The 18,825-nt window shown below is 73.7% G+C and carries 19 protein-coding genes; 11 read left to right on the top strand and 8 right to left on the bottom strand.

All coding sequences use genetic code 11. The annotated features are described in order from the left end of the window. Positions 1-30 precede the first annotated feature (30 nt). Complete coding sequence (locus ACH5AC_RS20420; RefSeq protein ID WP_398863339.1) at positions 31-888, bottom strand: MHYT domain-containing protein; 858 nt, start codon at positions 886-888, stop codon at positions 31-33. A 271-nt stretch (positions 889-1,159) separates the two neighbouring features. On the opposite strand from ACH5AC_RS20420, the gene ACH5AC_RS20415 reads away from it, so the two are divergent. Then, positions 1,160-2,032: a glycerophosphodiester phosphodiesterase gene (locus ACH5AC_RS20415; RefSeq protein ID WP_398863338.1), complete on the top strand. Its 873-nt coding sequence runs from the start codon at positions 1,160-1,162 to the stop codon at positions 2,030-2,032. Positions 2,033-2,081: 49 nt separating this feature from the next. After that, the gene (locus tag ACH5AC_RS20410) at positions 2,082-2,639 is read left to right on the top strand and encodes a methylated-DNA--[protein]-cysteine S-methyltransferase (RefSeq protein ID WP_398863337.1); all 558 of its coding nucleotides are present in this window, start codon (positions 2,082-2,084) and stop codon (positions 2,637-2,639) included. Positions 2,640-2,649: 10 nt separating this feature from the next. Here ACH5AC_RS20410 and ACH5AC_RS20405 read toward each other — a convergent pair whose 3' ends face one another. Beyond that, a complete protein-coding gene (locus ACH5AC_RS20405; RefSeq protein ID WP_398863336.1) occupies positions 2,650-3,078 on the bottom strand; it encodes a VOC family protein in 429 nt (142 codons plus the stop codon). Between the two features lie 99 nt (positions 3,079-3,177). On the opposite strand from ACH5AC_RS20405, the gene ACH5AC_RS20400 reads away from it, so the two are divergent. Both ACH5AC_RS20400 and ACH5AC_RS20395 read left to right on the top strand, forming a co-directional pair. Next, positions 3,178-4,086 (top strand): pseudouridine-5'-phosphate glycosidase, encoded by a 909-nt coding sequence (locus ACH5AC_RS20400; protein ID WP_398863335.1) that lies wholly within the window; start codon positions 3,178-3,180, stop codon positions 4,084-4,086. Positions 4,087-4,133: 47 nt separating this feature from the next. Beyond that, positions 4,134-5,072 (top strand): carbohydrate kinase family protein, encoded by a 939-nt coding sequence (locus ACH5AC_RS20395; RefSeq protein WP_398863564.1) that lies wholly within the window; start codon positions 4,134-4,136, stop codon positions 5,070-5,072. Positions 5,073-5,412: 340 nt separating this feature from the next. On the opposite strand, the gene ACH5AC_RS20390 is transcribed toward ACH5AC_RS20395, so the two are convergent. The 3 genes from ACH5AC_RS20390 to ACH5AC_RS20380 all read right to left on the bottom strand — a co-directional run bounded on the left by ACH5AC_RS20390 (position 5,413) and on the right by ACH5AC_RS20380 (position 7,685). Next, positions 5,413-6,207: a methyltransferase domain-containing protein gene (locus ACH5AC_RS20390; RefSeq protein WP_398863334.1), complete on the bottom strand. Its 795-nt coding sequence runs from the start codon at positions 6,205-6,207 to the stop codon at positions 5,413-5,415. 267 nt (positions 6,208-6,474) lie between these two features. Next, a complete protein-coding gene (locus ACH5AC_RS20385; RefSeq protein WP_398863333.1) occupies positions 6,475-6,909 on the bottom strand; it encodes a CBS domain-containing protein in 435 nt (144 codons plus the stop codon). Between the two features lie 125 nt (positions 6,910-7,034). After that, entirely contained in the window at positions 7,035-7,685 is a 651-nt protein-coding gene (locus ACH5AC_RS20380) for a uridine kinase (RefSeq protein WP_398863332.1), read from the bottom strand. Positions 7,686-7,811: 126 nt separating this feature from the next. On the opposite strand from ACH5AC_RS20380, the gene ACH5AC_RS20375 reads away from it, so the two are divergent. The 3 genes from ACH5AC_RS20375 (at position 7,812) to ACH5AC_RS20365 (ending at position 10,807) form a co-directional block, all read left to right on the top strand. Further along, positions 7,812-8,540 (top strand): DUF2293 domain-containing protein, encoded by a 729-nt coding sequence (locus tag ACH5AC_RS20375; protein WP_398863331.1) that lies wholly within the window; start codon positions 7,812-7,814, stop codon positions 8,538-8,540. 161 nt (positions 8,541-8,701) lie between these two features. Further along, positions 8,702-9,181: a DUF1772 domain-containing protein gene (locus tag ACH5AC_RS20370; RefSeq protein ID WP_398863330.1), complete on the top strand. Its 480-nt coding sequence runs from the start codon at positions 8,702-8,704 to the stop codon at positions 9,179-9,181. A 138-nt stretch (positions 9,182-9,319) separates the two neighbouring features. After that, positions 9,320-10,807, top strand: a complete 1,488-nt coding sequence (locus tag ACH5AC_RS20365) for a glutamate synthase subunit beta (protein WP_398863329.1) — start codon at positions 9,320-9,322, stop codon at positions 10,805-10,807. 22 nt (positions 10,808-10,829) lie between these two features. On the opposite strand, the gene ACH5AC_RS20360 is transcribed toward ACH5AC_RS20365, so the two are convergent. Further along, complete coding sequence (locus tag ACH5AC_RS20360) at positions 10,830-11,363, bottom strand: carboxymuconolactone decarboxylase family protein (RefSeq protein ID WP_398863328.1); 534 nt, start codon at positions 11,361-11,363, stop codon at positions 10,830-10,832. A 47-nt stretch (positions 11,364-11,410) separates the two neighbouring features. Between ACH5AC_RS20360 and ACH5AC_RS20355 the strand changes: the two genes are divergently transcribed. The 4 genes from ACH5AC_RS20355 (at position 11,411) to ACH5AC_RS20340 (ending at position 17,460) form a co-directional block, all read left to right on the top strand. Then, positions 11,411-12,871 (top strand): PLP-dependent aminotransferase family protein, encoded by a 1,461-nt coding sequence (locus ACH5AC_RS20355; protein WP_398863327.1) that lies wholly within the window; start codon positions 11,411-11,413, stop codon positions 12,869-12,871. Positions 12,872-13,102: 231 nt separating this feature from the next. After that, the gene (locus tag ACH5AC_RS20350) at positions 13,103-15,583 is read left to right on the top strand and encodes a PEP/pyruvate-binding domain-containing protein (RefSeq protein ID WP_398863326.1); all 2,481 of its coding nucleotides are present in this window, start codon (positions 13,103-13,105) and stop codon (positions 15,581-15,583) included. Then, the gene (locus ACH5AC_RS20345; protein ID WP_398863325.1) at positions 15,580-16,587 is read left to right on the top strand and encodes a hypothetical protein; all 1,008 of its coding nucleotides are present in this window, start codon (positions 15,580-15,582) and stop codon (positions 16,585-16,587) included. The genes ACH5AC_RS20350 and ACH5AC_RS20345 overlap by 4 nt, the downstream gene beginning before the upstream one ends. Before the next feature lie 126 nt (positions 16,588-16,713). Beyond that, a complete protein-coding gene (locus ACH5AC_RS20340; RefSeq protein WP_398863324.1) occupies positions 16,714-17,460 on the top strand; it encodes a dual specificity protein phosphatase family protein in 747 nt (248 codons plus the stop codon). 215 nt (positions 17,461-17,675) lie between these two features. Here the strand turns inward: ACH5AC_RS20340 and ACH5AC_RS20335 are convergent, their stop codons facing one another. Then, positions 17,676-17,930, bottom strand: a complete 255-nt coding sequence (locus ACH5AC_RS20335; protein WP_365472439.1) for a DUF397 domain-containing protein — start codon at positions 17,928-17,930, stop codon at positions 17,676-17,678. Further along, positions 17,931-18,791 (bottom strand): helix-turn-helix domain-containing protein, encoded by an 861-nt coding sequence (locus ACH5AC_RS20330; protein ID WP_398863322.1) that lies wholly within the window; start codon positions 18,789-18,791, stop codon positions 17,931-17,933. Positions 18,792-18,825 lie beyond the last annotated feature (34 nt).

The raw sequence follows: 18,825 nt of genomic DNA, 5'->3' as shown, positions 1-18,825 counted from the left end.
GTACGACCCCCCACTGACAACGGGGTCCGGTCAGCGGTTCTGCGGGGTGCGGTGCCGGTGCGGGACTTCCTTGCGGCGGGGGGGCCGGCGGCCGGTGAGGACGGCGGGCTCGTGGGCGGGGACACCGGGTTTGTGCTCGGCGGGAGCCGCGGCGGGCCTGCCTCCGATCATGCGCGGGTCGAACAGGACGACGGCACCGGCGAGGCAGAGGAAGGCGAGCGGGCCGATCAGCATGGGGGCGAGGACGGTGGCGGACAAGTCACCGGTGGCCGGCGCGCCGGTGCCGTGGAGGTGGACGCTCAGCGCGGCCATGCCCGTGTAGTGCATGCCGCTGACGGCGAGCCCCATCACCAGACTCGCACCGACGCTCCACATCAGCCCTCTGACCTGTCCGGCGGCCCACAGGGCGGCGGTGGCGGCGACCATCGCGATGACGACGGAGAGGGCCACCATGGCCGTGTTGTACTCCAGGGCGCCGTTCAGACGCAGACCCGCCATGCCCAGGTAGTGCATGGAGGCGATGCCCAGGCCGGTGATGGTGCCCCCCGTGAACAGCGCCGTGCCCGAGGCGCCCTTGTAGCCGACGATGAAGATGCCGATGCCGACCATGACGATGGCGACGCCGAGGCTGGCGAAGGTCGTGGGCCTGTCGTAGTGGATCGGCGCGTCCCGCACCGTGAAGCCCATCATCGCGACGAAGTGCATGGTCCAGATGCCGGAGCCGATCGCCGCCGCGCCGAGCGCCAGCCAGCCGGGCCGCCACGAGTGGGCGACGAGCAGGGCTCTGGTCGTGCAGCGCAGGCCCAGGGCACCGCCGAGGCAGGCCATGAGGTAGGCCACCAGCGGTGTGACGAGCCCGTAGCTGAATCCGTCGACCGTGCCTTGCATGCCCGGCTGCCCCTCCGCCCTGTTGCTGGATTTCCTGAAAGCGCCCCCTCCCGGAGCCGCACAGCGGTCAGGGTTGACGCAGAGAGTATGACCCCACCGGATTGGTCGAACGATTCTCCGGCAAAGAAACACGCCCTTGCCCCACATGTGCGGCCGCAGTGAGCAGGCCCGGGCAATTCCATTCATTCTGCGTCCATCCCGCACACCCCCCTCAGTGACTCTCTGCTGTCACAGTTGAGCTGTACGTGATCACTCGACGCGAGGAGTGCGCATGCACGCGCGCGCAGTTGCCGCCACGACCACCACGCTCCTGGGCATCGCCGCCCTTCTGCTCCCCGTCCCCCATGCGCGGGCCGGCACGAGTGGCCTGACTGCGGTGATCGCCCACCGGGGCGCCTCCGCACACGCTCCCGAGAACACCCTGGCCGCCGTGGACGAAGCGGCCGCGCTGGGCATCCGGTGGGTCGAGAACGACGTCCAGCGCACCAGGGACGGCGAGCTCGTGGTCATCCACGACGACAGTCTCCGCCGTACGACCGATGTGGAGGAGGTCTTTCCCGGCCGTGCTCCGTGGAAGGTGAAGGACTTCACGGCCGCCGAGATCGCGCGGCTCGACGCGGGCAGCTGGTTCTCCCCCGACCACACGGGCACACGTGTGCCGACGTTGGAGCAGTACCTGCGGCGGGTCGAGGCATACGGGCAGAAGCTGCTCCTGGAGATCAAGAACCCGGCCCTGTACCCGGGGATCGAGCAGCAGATCCTCAAGGTGCTCGGCAACGAGAGCTGGCTGGACGAGCGGCACCTCGCCGACCGGCTGATCGTACAGAGCTTCGACCTCGACAGCCTGCGCACCGTGCGCGCCCTGGAACCGGACGTCAGAACCGGCTTCCTCGGCGCTCCCGCGACGGCGGACCTGCCCCGGTACGCGGAGGTCGCCGACCTGGTCAACCCGCCGTACAGGGCCGTGTCGGAGGCATACGTCTCCGCTCTGCACGGGTACTCCGGCCCGCACGGGGAGCCCCTGGCGGTGTTCGCCTGGACGGTGGACGACGCGAGCACCGCCCGGGAGCTCGTCGAGTACGGCGTCGACGGCATCATCACCAACAAGCCCGACGTGGTGCGGCGGTCCCTGCACTGGTGGTGATCCACTTCCGCGGCGGGCGTTGTCAGTGGCAGGCCGTACGGTGGGGCGCATGGACAGCCACGGGCAGGACGAGCAGCGCATCGGGTGGACCGTCGTCGGCACCGGCATCGGTCCGCTGCTGCTGGCCGCGACCGGCGCGGGCCTGGTCAACGTCGTGTTCCACGTCACCGACGACGCTCGGCGCGACAGGGCGCTGGCCCAGCTCGCGGAGCGGCTGGGCGCGGCGCCCGTCGAGGCACCCGGCTTCCCGCTGCTCGCGGAGGCGATACGTCAGGTCGACGCCTACTTCGCCGGTGAGCGGCAGGTCTTCGAACTGCCGTTGGACTGGGCGCTGGTCTCGGGCTTCAACCGCCAGGTGCTGCGCGAACTGGCCTGTGGCGTGCCCTACGGGACGGTGGTCGGATACGGCGATCTCGCCCGGCGGGTGGGGCAGCCGCGGGCGGCGCAGGCCGTGGGGATGGCGATGGGCGCCAATCCGCTGCCGGTGGTCGTGCCGTGTCACCGGGTCGTGGAGAGCGACGGCGGGATCGGGGGGTTCGGGGGCGGTCTGGAGACCAAGCGCAGGCTGCTGGCCCTGGAGGGGGTCCTGCCCGAGCCGCTGTTCTGAGGCGGTGACGTCAGTCGTAGTGGCGTGCCTCCAGGATGTTGCCGTCCGGGTCGCGGAAGTAGAAGCTGCGGACCGCGTTGCCGCGGGCGCCGAAGGAGTCGTGGCCGATGTCCGAGACGGGGATGGAGCGCTCCTCCAGGCGGGTGCGCAGTGCGTCGAAGGCGGGGCGCGGCAGGGCGAGACAGACGTGGTTGACGGGGTGGCCGGCGCTCCGCGCCGCGCCGGGCAGCATCGTCATGTGCCCGGCCGCGGGCAGCGGCATCAGGTCGAGGATGGTCTCCTCGCTGACGCGGACGGAGGGGAAGGGCGCCTCGCCCTCGGTGAACTCGGTCAGCCGTACGGGCTGCAGGCCGACGGACCGTTCGTAGAAGTCGGCCGCGGCCACCGGGTCGCGCACCCAGAGGACGACATGGTCGAGACGTGGCGTGTTGTCCGTCATGTCTCCCAGGCTGGTGTCGTCCCCCACAGGTCGCAAGGGTTTGACCGGGCGTGCCGCCCGCCAGAGATCAGGGAGTACCGACGGACAGGAGGCAGGCGCGTGACGCTGGTGGTGTCGGAAGAGGTTCGGGAAGCGGTTGACGCGCGTCGACCTGTGGTGGCCCTGGAGTCCACGATCATCGCGCACGGGCTGCCCCGCCCGCGCAATCTGCAGGTCGCCCTGGAGCTGGAGGCGGTGGTGCGCGCGGAGGGCGGCGTGCCGGCGACCATCGCCGTGCTGGACGGGCGGCCCCATGTCGGCCTGGACAAGGAGCAGGTGGAGCGGATCGCCAACGAGGACGGGATCCGCAAGCTGGGCCACCGCGATCTGCCGCTCGCGGTCGCGGCGGGGGCGAGCGGGGCGACGACCGTGTCCGCGACCGCGCTGCTGGCGGCGCTGGCGGGGGTGCGGGTGTTCGCGACCGGGGGGCTCGGCGGGGTGCACCGGGAGTGGACGGTCACGCAGGACGAGTCCGCCGACCTGGGTCTGCTGGCCCGGACCCGGATCACGGTGGTGTGCGCGGGCGTGAAGTCCATCCTGGACGTGCCGGCGACGTTGCAGCGTCTGGAGACACTGGGCGTGGCGGTGGCCGGGTACGGCACGGGCCGCTTCCCCGGCTTCTACCTGTCCGACTCCGGGCATCCGGTGGACTGGACGCTGGACACGCCGGAGCAGGTGGCCGATGTGATGCGGGCTCAGGACGCGCTGGGCTCGCCCGAGTCGGCGCTGATCGTCGCCAACCCGGTTCCGGAGGCGGAGCAGCTGGATCCGGAGCTGCACGCGCGTGTGCTCGCGGACGCGCTGCACGCGTGCGAGGAGGCGGGTGTCACCGGCCAGGCGGTCACCCCGTTCCTCCTCGACCACCTGGTCAGGCACACGGACGGCGCGTCGCTGAGCGCCAATCTGGCGGCGGTACGCGGGAACGTGCGGCTGGCCGCACGGATCGCGGCGGCCTGGTCCGGGGCGTGAGCGAGCGGCGGGACGGACGCGACCCGGACGGACCGCCGGGGCGCCGGGTGGTGGGGGCGGGCGGCGGGGCGCTGCTCGTCGTCGGGGACGTCGTGACCGATGTCGTCGCCCGGCACCGGGGGCCGCTCGCGGCGGGGACGGACACGGCCGCTGTGATCCGGACACTGCCGGGTGGGGCGGGCGCCAATGTGGCGTGCTGGGCGGCGCATTGGGGGTGCGCGGACGTACGGCTGCTGGGCCGGGTGGGTTCGGACGCGGCCGCCTGGCACGAGCGGGAGCTGACCGCCTGTGGGGTGCGGCCCCGGCTCGTCGTCGACGCGGAGGCACCGACCGGCACGGTGGTATGCATGGTCGACACGGGTGCGGCGGCCGAGCGGACGTTCCTCACGGACAGCGGGGCCTCGCTGCGGCTGGAGCCCGGTGACTGGTCGGACGCGCTGCTCGACGGGGTGGTCCGGCTGCACCTGTCGGGTTACCTGCTGTTCTCCGCGTCCGGCCGTGCGCTGGTCCGGGTCGCGGTGGAGGCGGCACGCGCGCGTGGGGTGCCGGTCAGCCTCGATCCGGCGTCGGCGGGCTTTCTCGCCGAGCTGGGTGTCGGCCGTTTCCTCGGGCTCGTCGACGGGGTGGACGTCCTGTTGCCCAGCCAGGACGAGGCGTGCCTGCTCACCGGGGTACCGGAGGCGGTGGCCGCGGCGGCCGAGCTGAGCCGGCGCTTCCCGCTGGTCGTGGCCAAGCGGGGCGCGGACGGCGCGCTCGTCGCCCGGGGCGGCAGCGTCCTCGCCCAGGTGCCGGCCATCCCGGCCGACCCCCGCGACACCACGGGCGCCGGCGACGCCTTCACCGGCGCCTTCCTCGCCGCCCTCCTCACCGGCGCCCCTCCGGAGGCCGCGGCGGCGCAGGGATGCCGGGCGGGGGCGCGGGCGGTGGAACAGGTGGGCGCCAGACCACCGGGCGCCGGGGCGCGGCTACGCCTTGACGTCACGTAACACGCGCCCGCGGGCGCTGTCGGTGGCGCTCCAGGCGGGGCAGGTGTGGTGGACAGGCGCCGGGTGACGCGGGAGTTGGGTGGGGAGCGGGGAAGAGCAAGGGCCCGACGAAAGCCCCACGGGAGCCCGGCGGCGCCGGAAAGGGCGGAAGACCGACCGGGTGTGGGAAGCGGCGCCTGCCCCGCCGAGCGGGCGCTCCGCACCGGCGTAGGTCGTGACCTGGGCCCAGCATGCGCTACGGGCCGGCCGACGCCCCGTGCCCGGGGCCGGCAGATGCGGCTCGCCCCGGAACTCATCGCCCCCGGACCGGCAATCGCAGCTCACCCCGGCCTCCCTCGTGCTACGCCTTCCTCCCCCACGCCGAGATCATCGGGGCCGTGGCCAGGTCCATCGTGCCGGAGGCGATGTTGGCGAGGTGGTGGTCGGTGTCCTGCTCGGTGGCGAGGCCCGCGGAGACGAGTTCCTGGCGGACCTGCCGGATCGTCGCCGCTTCCAGGACGGCACAGGCGGGCGAGGTGACGGGGAAGTACGCGTCGGCCTCGACCCGGCGGAGGCCGGCCTCGCGGAGCAGGCGTGGGAGCCGGCGGCCGGAGGCGAGGTCGGCGCCGCGGTCGGTGAGGAGGGTGCGCAGGCCATGACGGAGCCGGTTGGCGAGTTGCTGCTGGGGTCCGTGCTCGTCCGGGCAGGAGAACGGCTGCAGGGCGAGGTCGGTGTCCTCGACCAGGAGTCGCCCGCCGGGCCGCAGGGCCTTGGCCATCGACCGCAATGCCCTTTCCCGGTCGGGTACTTGGACGAGGGCGAGCCGCGCGTGCACGAGGTCGAAGCCCTCCCCCGGCGGTTCCTCGGCGCCCACGTCGTGGACGCGCACCTCGACCGGCGGGCGGGCCGCGGCGGCCAGGCGTGCGGTGTCGGGGCCGGTGGCGACGACCCTGCCGGTCGGCCCGACTTTCTTCGCCAGCCAGGACACCACCGAGGGCCCGTCGGCGCCGACCTCCCAGCAGCGCCAGCCGGGTCCGATGCCGAGTCCTTCGAGGTGCCGGAACGTCGTGGGGTCGAAGAGGGCGGCGAAGGCGTCCAGGCGCTCGGCCGTCTCGGTCTGCCGGTTGTCGCGGATATACCCGTCGGTTCGCATCATGTCCCGATCATCCCAGTTGTCCTGGTTCTTCGGAGTGGTCGACGCGACGGGAAGCCGTACCCGACGCCATGTGAAGTCCCGTTGTCCACAGGCGGGAACAAAGCGGAACCAGCCCCTTCCACAGGCCGGCCCGGGGTGTGCTCCGGGCCGGCAGACTGACAGGCCAGGGCGCGGATACGCGGTGCGAGGAGGGAGGGTCACCGCGGCTTGCGGCGCAACGGCCGGCTCTGACGCCCGTCGGCGCCGGAGCCGGGCCGCGGCGCGGTGTCAGTGGGGGGAGGGGGTGGTCCTGGCGTAGACGCTCTCGGCCCAGTCGGCCATCTGCTCGTCGCTGAGGTGCCGGGTGAGATCGGACTCGCTGATCATGCCGACGAGGCGCTTGTTCTCGATCACTGGGAGCCGGCGGATCTGGTGCCCCTTCATCTCGTCGAGCACCTCGCTGAGGTCGGCGCCCGCGTCGATCCAGCGGGGCGTGCCCTGGGCCATCTCACCGGCGGTGACCTTGGCCGGGTCGTGGCCCCTGGCCACGCAGCCGACGACGATGTCGCGGTCGGTGAGGATGCCGCAGAGGCGTTCGTTGTCGTCGCTGATGGGCAGGGCTCCGACGTTGAGTTCGCGCATCAGCTGCGCGGCGCGGTCGAGGGTCTCATGGGCGGGGATCCACTCGGCGCCCCGGTGCATGATGTCTCCGGCGGTGGTCATGGGTACCTCCCGTTACCGGACGGCCGGCGCGGCGCAGGGCGCACCGCTGTCCCGGCGCCCTTCATTCTCACCGGGCCGGACGGCACCCGCACCTCCGGCCGGGGCGGCGCAGGTGGGTGCGCGGATCAGGCGGGGTCGCCGTTCCAGGCGGGATGGCGTGGGTCGTCGGCGCGGACCAGGACGTCGGCCGTGGCGGCGGGGTCGGTCTCCTGCTCGTAGCGCTCGAAGGCGGGCAGGGTCCAGCGGTCGGCGTCGACGGTGCGGCGGTGCAGGGCGGACGGGGAGAGGAGGACATGGACGGTCAGGTCGAAGGGGAACCAGTGGCGCAGCAGGAGGGGGCCGTGCAGCAGCAGGACGCCGCCGGGCGGGAGTTGGACGTAGGGGCTGCGGGTGGCTCGATCGGTGACCGGATCCCAGAGGTCGGGCAGGATCCGGCCGTCGCCGCCCGGTTCGAGCGGGCCGAACACCTCCCGCCACAGGGCGCCGGTGTCGAACCAGCCGCCGTAGTAGGACTCCACGTCCTGGTGGCCGTGTTCCAGGCGGAGCGAGGCGGGGCGCAGGAAGCCGTGGGTGTCGATGACGCGGGAAGGGCGGCCGCGCACGCGCAGGGCCTCGGCGACGCGTTCGGCGAGGTCGCCGGGGCGGGCCGCGGGGGCACCGTCGAAGGCGACGCGCGGCCGGGCGCCGCCGTCGGCCGGCTGCAGGTCGAGCAGCCGCTCGGCGAGGCGTTCGGCGAGCCGGTCCCAGGTGATCGCTTCGAGTCGCACACGCCCCATGATGCGTCAGGTGCGGCCCGGCCCCCGCCCGCTGGGGTGAGGCACCGACGCTCCACCACACCCGCGTGCCGTCATGCCGCCCCGTCGGTGCGTGGTCCGGGGCCGGGCAGCGGGAATGAAGGCCGTATGGCGTCACCCGTGGTTCCCCCCACTCCCCCGACTTCCCCGACTCTCAGTGGACTTCTCGTGATCCAGCCGGTCAGGCGCCGGCACTGCGCCGGATGCCGACGTGGTCCGCTGTCGCTGCTCGTCCTGGAGGACGGGGCCCCGCGGTGCCTTGACTGCGCCGATCTGGGTCATCTGGTGTTCCTGCCGCGCGGCGACACGGCGCTGACGCGGCGGTCGCGGGAGGAGAGCACGCTCTCGGCGGTCGTCGTCCGCTTCAACCGGCGCAAGGCGCGCTACGAGCGGCAGGGCGTCCTCGTCGAGGAGGCGGGGCTTGCCCGGGCCGAGGCTCGGTGCCTGGCCGACGCGGAGGCACGGCGGCGGCGCCGGGTGCGGGCCGCCCGCCGGCGGGCGGCGCAGGACGAGCGGTTCGCGGCGGCGTTCGCGGCGGAGATCCTGCGGCTGTTCCCGGGGTGCCCGGCGGACCGGGCGCGGGAGATCGCCGCGCATGCCTCGGTGCGCGGCAGCGGGCGGGTGGGCCGCAGCGCCGCCGGGCGGGCGCTGTCCGAGGGGGCGGTGGTGTCGGCGGTGGTGGCGTCCGTACGGCATGTGGACACGCCGTACGACCAGTTGCTGATGAAGGGGGTGGCACGGCACGAGGCGCGGCGGCGGATCACGGCGACGGTGGCGGCGGTGCTCGGGCGGTGGCGGGAGGAGGAGGCGGGATCAGGGGCGGAGTCGGCGGGGTGAACGGGCCGGGTGAAGGGGCGGTGGACGTCTGCTTATGCCGTCGTGTTTATGCCGTCGCGCCTCCGGGCCGGGTCGCCGATCATGTACGGGGTCTTCACCGGTGGTGCGGCAGGCGGTGCCGGGCGCTTTCCCGGCTGGAACGGGTGGGAGTTGAGGTTCTGATGATCGAGGGGCCGTATCTGGTGCTCATGGTGCTGGGTGTGCTCGCGACGGGGGTGATGGCCGGGGTGTTCGGCGCCTTCTCGGTGCTGGTGATGCGTGGGCTCGGCGCGCTGCCGTCGGCGCGGGGCGTGGCCGCGATGAACGCGATCAACTCGGCGGCGCTGACTCCGGCGTTCATGATCGTGTTCCTTGGGACGGCGGTGGTGTGCGCGATGCTCGCCGTGGTGACGTTCGTGGTGTGGCCGGACGAGGGGCGGCTGGAGCTGCTGCTGGGCAGCGCGCTGTATCTGGTCGGCGCGTTCGGGGTGACCGTGACGGCGAACGTGCCGCGCAACGAGGCGCTGGCGCGGCTGGACGCGGGCACGCCCGAGGCCGCCGAGTACTGGCCGGTGTATGTGCGTGAGTGGACGCGGTGGAACCACGTCCGAGCGCTCGCGTCGGCCGCCACAGCGGTCATATATGTGGCGGCGCTGGTCTGAGGCGCGGCTGGCGCCTGCGCGCGGGCCGCGGTGCCCGGCCGACCACTCTGCGGGCGGCCCTGCCGGGACGTATCGTGTCCGCAAGAGTGCCACCCGATGACGCTCGGCCTGTCGCACGCGTGAGCGAGGAAGACGCCCATGGCCGATCCCAAGGGATTCATGACCACTCCCCGCCAGGACTGGCCGCGCCGGCCGGTTCAGGAGCGGGTCCGGGACTGGGACGAGGTCTACGTTCCTGGAGCGCTGCTGCCGATCATCAGCAAGCAGGCCGACCGCTGCATGGACTGCGGCATCCCCTTCTGCCACGACGCCTGCCCACTGGGCAACCTGATCCCCGAGTGGAACGACCTGGTCTCGCGGGAGGACTGGCGGGCGGCGAGCGAGCGGCTGCACGCGACGAACAACTTCCCCGAGTTCACCGGGCGGTTGTGTCCGGCGCCGTGCGAGGCGGGGTGCGTGCTCGCGATCAACCAGCCCGCGGTCACCATCAAGAACGTGGAGTGCGCGATCGCCGACCGGGCCTGGGCGGACGGTCTCGTACCGCCGCAGGCGCCGGACCGTCTGTCCGGGCGGACCGTGGCGGTGATCGGCTCGGGGCCGACCGGCCTTGCGGCGGCGCAGCAGCTGACCCGGGCGGGCCACACGGTCGCCGTGTACGAGAAGGACGACCGGATCGGCGGGCTGATGCGGTACGGCATCCCCGAGTTCAAGATGGAGAAGCACCATCTGGAGCGGCGCATCGAGCAGATGCGGGCGGAGGGCACAAAGTTCCGTACGTCCACGGCGGTCGGGCGGGACATCGGCGCGGCGGAGCTGCGGGCGCGCTACGACGCCGTGGTGATCGCCACCGGTGCGACGGCGTGGCGCGAGCTTCCGGTGCCGGGGCGGGAGCTGGCCGGTGTCCATCAGGCGATGGAGTATCTGCCGCTCGCCAACCGGGTGTGCGCGGGTGATCTGGAGGTCTCGCCGCTGTCGGCCGCCGGCCGGCACGTCGTGATCGTCGGCGGCGGTGACACCGGGGCGGACTGTCTGGGAACGGCGGTGCGTGAGGGCGCCGCGTCGGTGACCCAGCTGGACATCTACGCCCAGCCGGGCACCGAGCGCGACGAGGACGCCGAGCCCTGGCCGACGTATCCGAGGATCTACCGGCTGTCGGCCGCGCACGAGGAGGCGCGCGATCTGCGGACCGCGCCGGCCGCGGACGCCGACGCGCGGCTCTTCGCCGCCTCGACGCTGCGCTTCACCGGGGACGCGGCCGGGCATGTGCGGTCCCTGCACCTGGTGGAGGTGGACGCGGCGCGGCGGCCGGTGACCGGCACCGGGCGGGCGCTGCCCGCCGACCTGGTGCTGCTCGCCCTCGGCTTCTCGGGGCCCGACCGGGAGGACGGGATCGTCGACCAGTTGGGGCTGACGCTGGAGCCGCGCGGCACGATCGCCCGGGACCGCGGCTTCGCGACGAACGTCCCAGGAGTGTTCGCCGCCGGGGACGCCGCGCGCGGGCAGTCGCTGATCGTGTGGGCGATCGCGGAGGGGCGGGCGGTGGCCGCCGCCGTGGACCGCCGTCTCACGGGCAGTTCGCGGCTGCCGGCGCCCATATCGCCGTACGACCGGCCGATGACCGTCTGAGGCCGTCTCCGGAGCTGGGGGGTCACTTGCGCTCGTCGGTTCCGGCCACCTTCCCGGTGGCCAGAGCCACGCGGTTCCAGGTGTTGATCGTGCAGACCAGGGCGATGACCTGGGCGAGTTCCGCGTCGTCGAAGCGGGCCGCGGCCTCGGCGTAGACGGCGTCGGGGACGCCCCGGTCGGCGACCAGGGTGAGCGCCTCCGTCAGGGCCAGGGCGGCCTGCTCCTTCTCGGTGAAGAAGTGACGGGCCTCCCGCCAGACGGCGACCATGTGCAGCCGGTCCTCGCTCTCGCCGGCCTTGCGGGCGTCGTCGGTGTGCATGTGCAGGCAGTACGCGCAGTGGTTGAGGTGCGAGGCGCGGATCTGGATCAGCTCGACGAGAGCCGGGTCGAGGCCCTCGCGGGCGGCCGCGTCGAAGCCGATGAGGGCGCGGAACGCCTGCCGGGCGGAGTGGGCGAAGTCCACACGGGTCCGGGCGGCCTCGGCGGCGGCGATCGAGGCGGGGGTTCCGGTGGAAGCGCTGATGGCGGTCGTCGTGTTGATCGTGTTCGTCGTCATGTCCCTCAATCTAGGGAGCCGAAAGACCGACTGTAGGGTGCATTTCCATGGGGGAAACGTGGGTCAATTCCGCGGAGCGGATCGGCGCCGACCTGCATCTGGAGCTGTCCGGTCCGGGTGGGCGGCGAGCCGCGCTCATCCGGGCCCTGCGCGAGGCCGTGCGCAGCGGCCGGCTCGCCCCTGGCACCCGGCTGCCGCCGTACCGTTCGCTCGCCGCCGATCTCGGGGTCGCCCGCAACACGGTGGCCGACGCCTACGCGGAACTCGTCGCGGAGGGCTGGCTGACCGCCCGGCAGGGCTCGGGGACCCGGGTCGCCGACCGGGCGCGACCCCTGCGGCCGGGCGCGCGCATGCCCAAGAAGGCTCCGCCACGCGCGCGTGGGCCACGGCACGACCTGCGGCAGGGCACCCCGGACGCGTCGGCGTTCCCCCGTGCGGCCTGGCTGGCCTCCTATCGGCGGGCGCTGCACCAGGCCCCGAACGAGGTGTTCGGGCCCGGCGACCCGGCCGGTCGCCGGGAGCTGCGCGAGGCCCTCACCGAGTACCTGGCACGCGCGCGGGGTGTGCGCACCGAGCCGGACCGCATCGTGATCTGCTCCGGCTTCGCGCACGCCCTGCGCCTGCTGTTCGCCCAGGGCGCCCAGGGCGGCCGGAGCGGCCAGGGCGGCCCGCCCGCGGGCGGGGTGCTGCGTGGCCCGCTGGCCGTGGAAGCGTACGGGCTGCCCTTCCACCGTGACCTGCTCACGGCGGCCGGCGTGCGGACCGTGCCGCTGCCGCTGGACGAACACGGCGCGCAGGTCGGGCGGCTGGGCCGCGAGCGGGCCGTCCTGCTCACCCCGGCGCACCAGTTCCCGACCGGCGGCCCGCTGCACCCCGCGCGCCGGGCGGCCGTGATCGACTGGGCACGCGCGCGTGACGGAGTGATCCTGGAGGACGACTACGACGGGGAGTTCCGCTACGACCGCAGGCCGGTCGGCGCCGTCCAGGGACTCGACCCCGACCGCGTGATCCACATCGGTTCGGTCAGCAAGAGCCTGTCGCCCGCGCTGCGGCTGGGCTGGATGGTGCTGCCCGAGCGGTACGTCGACGGCGTGCTCGCGGCCAAGGGCGAGCGGGAGGGATGGGCGAGCGTCCCGGACCAGCTCGGCCTGGCGGACTTCACCGTCTCCGGGTCCTACGACCGTCATGTACGGCGTATGCGGCAGCGGTACCGGAGCCGCCGTGACCGTCTGGTCGCCGCGCTCGCCGCGCACGCGCCGCACATCGAGGTCACCGGGGTCGCGGCCGGACTGCACGCCGTGCTGCGGCTGCCGCGCGGCACCGAGCGCTCCACGGTCAAGGCGGCGGCCTGGCACGGCGTCGCCCTGGACGGCCTCGCCGCGTTCCGGCACCCGGAGGCGCCGCCGGCCGGGGCGGTCGACGGCATCGTGGTCGGTTACGCCACTCCGTCCGAGCACGCGTACGAGGCGGCACTGGAGGCCCTGGTCGCCGTACTGCCACCGCAGTAGGCACCGCGCTTCCGATTCCTCCGTACGCACGGATTCATGTCGAATAAGTCTGAAAAGTTAGCTCCACGCGACCCGAATCCCGACATCAGTGAGACCCTGGGCAAAGGAGGCGTGTCGTCGGCGTGACCGGGTCCCGGCCGACGACGGCTGCCCCCATCCTTCGTTCCGCCGTCAGGCGCAGGGCCACCCCAGCGCGTCCCCCCTGTTGGCGGCCGGTCCTGGAGGGTGTTGATGACGACGCTTGACGAACGCCACGGCGAAGGCGCACACGACGCGGACGGCCCGAGGGGCATGGCGGCCCCCGGCCGGGCCCCGGCGGCGGCGATCAGAACGCACGGTCCGGAGAGCCCACCGATCCCGGCGGCGGCCGTGCCGCTGGACCGGCCCGCCGCCGCGCTCCCCGCGCTCGCCGGTTCCAAGGCCGCGAACCTCGCCCGGGCGGCCGCCGCCGGGCTGCCGGTCCTCCCCGGCTTCGTGATCCCGTACCGGACGCGGGACGGCGGGCCGCACCCGCCCGGCACCGACCTCGGTCCCGATCTTCACCGGGCCTGGCGGGAACTGTCGGAGGACGGCGCCCGTTCTCTCGTCGTACGGTCCTCCTCACCGCAGGAGGACACCGAAGAGTCCTCACTGGCGGGACAGTTCGCGTCCGTGCTCGAGGTGCGCGGCTGGGAGGACTTCCGTACGGCGGTACGCACCGTGCTCGACTCGGCGCGTCGGCCCGACGGGTCGACGGCCCCGATGGCGGTGCTGGTGCAGCCGATGCTGACCGCGCGGGTCGGCGGCGTGATGTTCGGGGCGGACCCGGTGGCGGGCCGCACCGACCGGCTGCTGGTCAGCGCGGTGCACGGCGGTCCGGACAGCCTGGTCGGCGGCGAGCAGGCGGGGATCAGCCACTGGCTGAGCGGGCGGGGGCGGCTGCTGCGCAGGGAGCCGCCGGAGGCGGACCCGCCGCTCACCCGGCTGGAGCTGGTCCGGCTGGCGCGGCTGGCGAAGCGCGCCCGGCAGGTGTTCGGCGGTCCGCAGGACGTCGAGTTCGGCTTCGACGGGGACGGTCGGCTGTGGCTGTTCCAGAGCCGTCCGATCACGGCGATGGCGGCCCGGCCCGCGCGCGGGGCCCGGCTGCTGGGGCCCGGCCCGGTCGCGGAGACGCTGCCGGGGCAGCTGCTGCCGCTGGAGGAGGACCTGTGGGTCACGCCCATGGCCCGTGGGATCGCCGCCGCGCTCGACATCGCGGGCAGCGCACCGCGCCGGCTGCTGCGGAGGGTGCCGGTGGTCACCACGGTCGGCGGGCGCGCCGCCGCCGACCTGCGGCTGATCGGCGCGGTCCCGCCGCGCCACCGGTGGCTGGCACTGCTCAACCCGGCGCCGGGCGCCCGCCGGCTCGGCGCGGCCTGGCGGCTCGGCCGGCTCACCGGGGCGCTGCCCGGCCTGGCCACCGACCTGGTGGCCGATGTCGACCGGCACCTGGCGGAGGTCGCGCCGCCCGGCGAGCTGCTCGACCCCGAGCTGGTCGCCGAGGCGCGCTGGGCACGCGCGGCCCTGGTGTCCCTGCACGCGCAGGAGGCCCTGGCCGGGGCGCTGCTCCCCGCGCCGGCGCGGTCCCGGACGGCGGCGGGCTCGGCCCTCACCGCGCTCGCGGCGGCACGGGAGCGCGGGGTGCCGGACGAGCGCCTGGTGGCGGAGGAGCCGGCGGTGCTGGCCCTGCTGGGACCAAGCCTGCGGGAACCGGGACGGTTGCCGGCGGCCGCCCCGCGCGTGGGTGGCCAGGCGAACAGAGAAGGGCGGGAGACAGGACGGCAGACCCGGGGAGAAGGCGAACGACAAGGTCGACAAGGGCAACAAGAAGGACAAGGACCGCAGGCACGGCGGCGCCCGGCCGTCCCCTCGCTCCCGCCGCGTGAGGCGCTCCGGCTGCGGGTCCGCTGGACGCAGGAGCTGCAGGTGCGGCTGGTGCGCGAAGGGGCGCGGCGGCTGGGGCTGGACGTCGAGCGGGCGGGGCTGCTGCGCTGGCTGGAGTTCGCCGGTGCGCTGGAGGGCGGACCGCTCCCGCCCGATCTGGCGGCACGCCGGCCGCTGCCGGACTCGGCGCCGCTGCCCGACGCCTTCCGGCTCGCGGACGGCTCGGTCGTCGTGGCCGAGCGCGCCGCGTCCGGCGGTGGCGCGGTCCGCGGCGGACGGGGTGTCTCCGGCGGGCGGGCCGTCGGCACGGCCTGGGACGGGACCGGGCCGCCCCCGTCCGGCGCGGTGCTCGTCGTGCGCACGCTCGATCCGGCGCTGGCACCCCTGCTGCCCGGCCTCACCGGTCTGGTCGCGCAGACCGGCAGCCCGCTGTCCCATCTCGCCGTGCTGGCCCGGGAGTTCCGCCTGCCCACGGTGGTCGGGGCCACCGACGCCGTGCGCCGGTTCCCGCCGGGCACCCGCGTCACGGTGGACGGGACCACGGGCGAGGTGGTGGACGTCGGGGAGGAAGCCGACCGCGCCACCGGCGAGCTGCGCGGCATCGCCGGGCAGCGCGGGGACGACGGGCAGCGCGCCATCGCCGGGCAGCATGGCAACGACGAGCACCGCGGGAACGCTGGGCAGCGCGGGAACGACGAGCAGCACGGGAACGACGAGCACCACGAGGACGACGGGCAGCACGGGGACGACAGGCAGCGCGGGGACGACGGCGGCCGGGCCGCGCGTGATCTCACCGGGAGCCCGCGATGAAGCGCGTCGGCTATGTGTTCGGCGGCCTGGCCGCGGCCGGTGCCGGTAGCTACCTGGTCGTCTATCTCTACCGCTGGCAGTGGCAGCGGGCGATCCTGTGCGGAGTGCTGCTGCTGGTCGTCGAGGTGATGCTGCTCGGGGCCGTGCTGCTGAGCCGGCTGGCGCGGATCGAGCGACGCATCGAGGACGGCGAGCGGCGGCAGCGGGACGTCCTGGCGCGGCTGCGGGAGCAGGAGCGGCAGACGCGGCGGTTCCGCTGGCTGGACGAGCCGGCGGAGCGGACGTTCGTGTTCGTGCCGGTGCTGATGGTCGCCGGGGTGCTGCTGTCCGGGCTGGCCTGGCTGGTGCAGCGGATCGCGGCGAACACGGTCCGCGGCCCGGCGGAGCGCCGACTGGCCGGGCGGCTGGCGGTGCTGGCCGCGCCCCCCAGCCCCGCCGCCACCGCCATCGACAGTCCCGCCACCGCCATCGCCGCCCCGGCCGGCCGTGGTGCCTCGTTCCTCCTGGCCCAGGACAACCCCGTCGACCTCGGCACGGGCGGTCCGGCCGCCCCGGTGGACCTGGAGGACCTGCCGCCGCTGCCGCCGGGCCGCTCCCCGCGCCGTACCGCCGTCCTCGGAGTCGGCGCCGTCGTCACCGCCGGACTGCTCACCGCGCTGGTGGTCGGCCTCGCCGACCTCACCCAGACGCGCGCGGAGCGCCCGAACGAGAACGAGGCGACGTCGATACTACTCCGTATCGACGTGCGCGGCGCGGACATGACGGTGCAACGGCAGGCGCTCGCGGCGGAGCAGATCTGGGAGCGCTGCCGGGACTCCACCTCCGTGCCGCTCGGGCACACCACGCTGGGCAGTCTCGACGACGGTGTGTTCGCCGGCGTGGTCAGGCCCGCGCTGGGCCATCACGACCAATTGCGGCTGCGCGGCTGCCTGGAGGACGCGACCGTCGACCGCGCCCACCTCACCGTGATGGGCATCGGCGACGCGGACGCCGATACCCAGTGACACATCACCCCCACTCATGGCAACCCCCAAACCGGGAATGAGAGCCTCATCACGGGCAACTCGGGACATATCACCAGACGGGTACGATGCAGATGCGCCCCCGTCCCCTAGTCCCCCGGGTCGCCCATGGCTGTCACCGCCTCCCCCTCCCCCACCTCCTCCCCCACTCCCCCCTCCACCCTGGCCCCCGCACCCGCGGCCACCCGCCGCCCCCGTTCCGTCCGCAGGCGCGTGGTGCGCGTGCTGCTGATCACCGTCATCGGGTATCTGGCGCTGTGGGCCACCGGCACTTTCGGCATCCTCGCCGCGTCGTACTGGGCGCGCGGGGAGACCCCGCCGCCGCCCGGCACGCACGCGGTGCAGGGCATCCACCACTTCCAGCCGGTCGACTCGGACGGGCAGCTGTGGCGCGGTGCCGCGCCGTCCCCCGCGGGCTACCAGACCCTCGACGAGCTCGGCTTCAGCACCGTCGTCGACCTGCGCGCCGAGAAGCTGACCGCGGCCCAGCTCGCCGCGCCCGAGAAGGCCGGCCTCGACGTCGTACGGATGCCCATCCGGGACGGGCAGACGCCCACGCCCGAGCAGGTGAAGCGGTTCCAGGAGGTTGTGGCGAACGCGTCCGGACCGGTGTTCGTGCACTGTGGCGCCGGAGTGGGCCGTACCGGTGCGGTGGTGGCGTCCTACCTGGTGCAGACCGGTGAGGAGTCGCCCACCTCGGCGGTCCGGCGCAACCTCGCGGTGGGTCCGCCGTCGGTCGAGCAGATCTACTACGCGCTGAGCCTGGACCGGCAGGAGGCCAAGCAGCCGCCGCCGGCGGTCGTGGCCGTGAGCCGCCTGGTGGACGCGCCGCGGCGTATCTGGTCGTACTTCTAGCCGAAGCACGCGGGCCCGGTCCGGATCGAACGATCCCGGACCGGGCCCTTCGTCTGCCGGCCTCGCAGAATCCCCGCGCCGGACGTCGCCCTCCTGACCGACAGTGGCGGAGTGGTACGGGCCGAGCTGTCACGCGTCGACCGGGACACCGCGGTGAGCCGCTGATTCAAGGCAGCACCCAGAGCAATCAGCACCAAAAGCAAAAGGAACAGACATCACGACAGCAGAAAGTCCGCCACCCCCGCCTTCGCACCCTCGATGAAGGCCGTCATCTCATCGGTGGTGTAGATCAGCGCCGGACCGTCCGGATCGGTGGACTGCCGCACGGCGATCCGGCCGTCCGCGAGCTTCATCGCCTCCAGGCAGTTCCCGCCGTTGCCGCCGCTCCACGGCTTGTGCCAGCCTTCGCTGCCCAAGTCCCGCGCGGGCATGCCGTTGTAGACCCGTTTGCGCGGCTTGATGCGATCCATTCACAGCTCCTTGCGGAGATCCCGGAGGATCTCCTTCGTGCGATGTGCCGTAGCGGCCTGCGCCGCCATGCGGTCCATGACCTCCAGGTGGGTCGCCACCTCGGTGCGCGCGTCGAGATAGACGGCGCCGGTCAGGTACTCGCTGTAGACCATGTCCGGAAGCTCCGGCATGGCGAACCGGAACAGCACGAAGGGCCCGTACGTGCCGGGGTGCGGTCCGCTCTCCAGGGGGGCGACCTGCAGCGTCACATGGGGCAGCTTCGTGGCTTCGAGCAGTTTGTCGATCTGCGCGCACATCACCTCCGGGCCGCCGACCGGGCGGCGCAGCACCGTTTCGTCCATGACCACCCACAGTCGTGGCGCATCCGGACGGGTGAGCAGTTCCTGGCGTTGCATGCGCAGGGCGACGAGGCGTTCGATGTCCTCCGGCCGGGTCTGGCCGATGGCGCCCGACCTCAGCACCCCGCGGGCGTAGTCCTCGGTCTGCAGCAGACCGGGGACGAAGTGGGGTTCGTACTGGCGGATGAGGGAGGCCGCGCCCTCCAGGCTGACGTGCATGGAGAACCAGCCGGGCAGCACGTCGTGGAACCGCTGCCACCAGCCGGGCTTGTTGGCCTCCTCGGCCAGTCGTACGAAGCCCTCGGCCTCCTCCTCGGTGACGCCGTACGCCTTCAGCAGCAGCTGGACATACGGGATCTTGAGGCCGACCTCGGCCATCTCCATGCGTCGGACGGTGGCGGGCGCGACACGGAGGACGCGGGCGGCCTCCTCACGCTTGAGCCCAGCGCGTTCCCGCAGGTCCTGCAAGCGCCGGCCGAGGACCACCTGGCCCACGGTCGGCGCGGACCGCGGCTCGCTCACGCTCCACCTCCACCCAAAGAATCCCGACAGCCCT

The organism is Streptomyces sp. NPDC018693 (assembly GCF_044391385.1).
In the GTDB taxonomy this organism is placed as follows: Bacteria; Actinomycetota; Actinomycetes; order Streptomycetales; family Streptomycetaceae; genus Streptomyces.
The sequence above is the reverse complement of the archived record's forward strand: the minus strand, read 5'-3'. Positions and strand labels throughout refer to the sequence as shown.

What these genes read in the sequence shown, in the direction of transcription:
- ACH5AC_RS20410 (WP_398863337.1), top strand. Translation starts at nt 2,082, where the DNA reads ATGGACAGCCACGGGCAGGACGAGCAGCGCATCGGGTGGACCGTCGTC.
- ACH5AC_RS20405 (WP_398863336.1), bottom strand. Translation starts at nt 3,078, where the DNA reads ATGACGGACAACACGCCACGTCTCGACCATGTCGTCCTCTGGGTGCGC.
- ACH5AC_RS20365 (WP_398863329.1), top strand. Translation starts at nt 9,320, where the DNA reads ATGGCCGATCCCAAGGGATTCATGACCACTCCCCGCCAGGACTGGCCG.
- ACH5AC_RS20340 (WP_398863324.1), top strand. Translation starts at nt 16,714, where the DNA reads ATGGCTGTCACCGCCTCCCCCTCCCCCACCTCCTCCCCCACTCCCCCC.
- ACH5AC_RS20375 (WP_398863331.1), top strand. Translation starts at nt 7,812, where the DNA reads ATGGCGTCACCCGTGGTTCCCCCCACTCCCCCGACTTCCCCGACTCTC.
- ACH5AC_RS20350 (WP_398863326.1), top strand. Translation starts at nt 13,103, where the DNA reads ATGACGACGCTTGACGAACGCCACGGCGAAGGCGCACACGACGCGGAC.
- ACH5AC_RS20380 (WP_398863332.1), bottom strand. Translation starts at nt 7,685, where the DNA reads ATGGGGCGTGTGCGACTCGAAGCGATCACCTGGGACCGGCTCGCCGAA.
- ACH5AC_RS20370 (WP_398863330.1), top strand. Translation starts at nt 8,702, where the DNA reads ATGATCGAGGGGCCGTATCTGGTGCTCATGGTGCTGGGTGTGCTCGCG.
- ACH5AC_RS20335 (WP_365472439.1), bottom strand. Translation starts at nt 17,930, where the DNA reads ATGGATCGCATCAAGCCGCGCAAACGGGTCTACAACGGCATGCCCGCG.
- ACH5AC_RS20415 (WP_398863338.1), top strand. Translation starts at nt 1,160, where the DNA reads ATGCACGCGCGCGCAGTTGCCGCCACGACCACCACGCTCCTGGGCATC.
- ACH5AC_RS20385 (WP_398863333.1), bottom strand. Translation starts at nt 6,909, where the DNA reads ATGACCACCGCCGGAGACATCATGCACCGGGGCGCCGAGTGGATCCCC.
- ACH5AC_RS20390 (WP_398863334.1), bottom strand. Translation starts at nt 6,207, where the DNA reads ATGATGCGAACCGACGGGTATATCCGCGACAACCGGCAGACCGAGACG.
- ACH5AC_RS20420 (WP_398863339.1), bottom strand. Translation starts at nt 888, where the DNA reads ATGCAAGGCACGGTCGACGGATTCAGCTACGGGCTCGTCACACCGCTG.
- ACH5AC_RS20345 (WP_398863325.1), top strand. Translation starts at nt 15,580, where the DNA reads ATGAAGCGCGTCGGCTATGTGTTCGGCGGCCTGGCCGCGGCCGGTGCC.
- ACH5AC_RS20360 (WP_398863328.1), bottom strand. Translation starts at nt 11,363, where the DNA reads ATGACGACGAACACGATCAACACGACGACCGCCATCAGCGCTTCCACC.
- ACH5AC_RS20355 (WP_398863327.1), top strand. Translation starts at nt 11,411, where the DNA reads ATGGGGGAAACGTGGGTCAATTCCGCGGAGCGGATCGGCGCCGACCTG.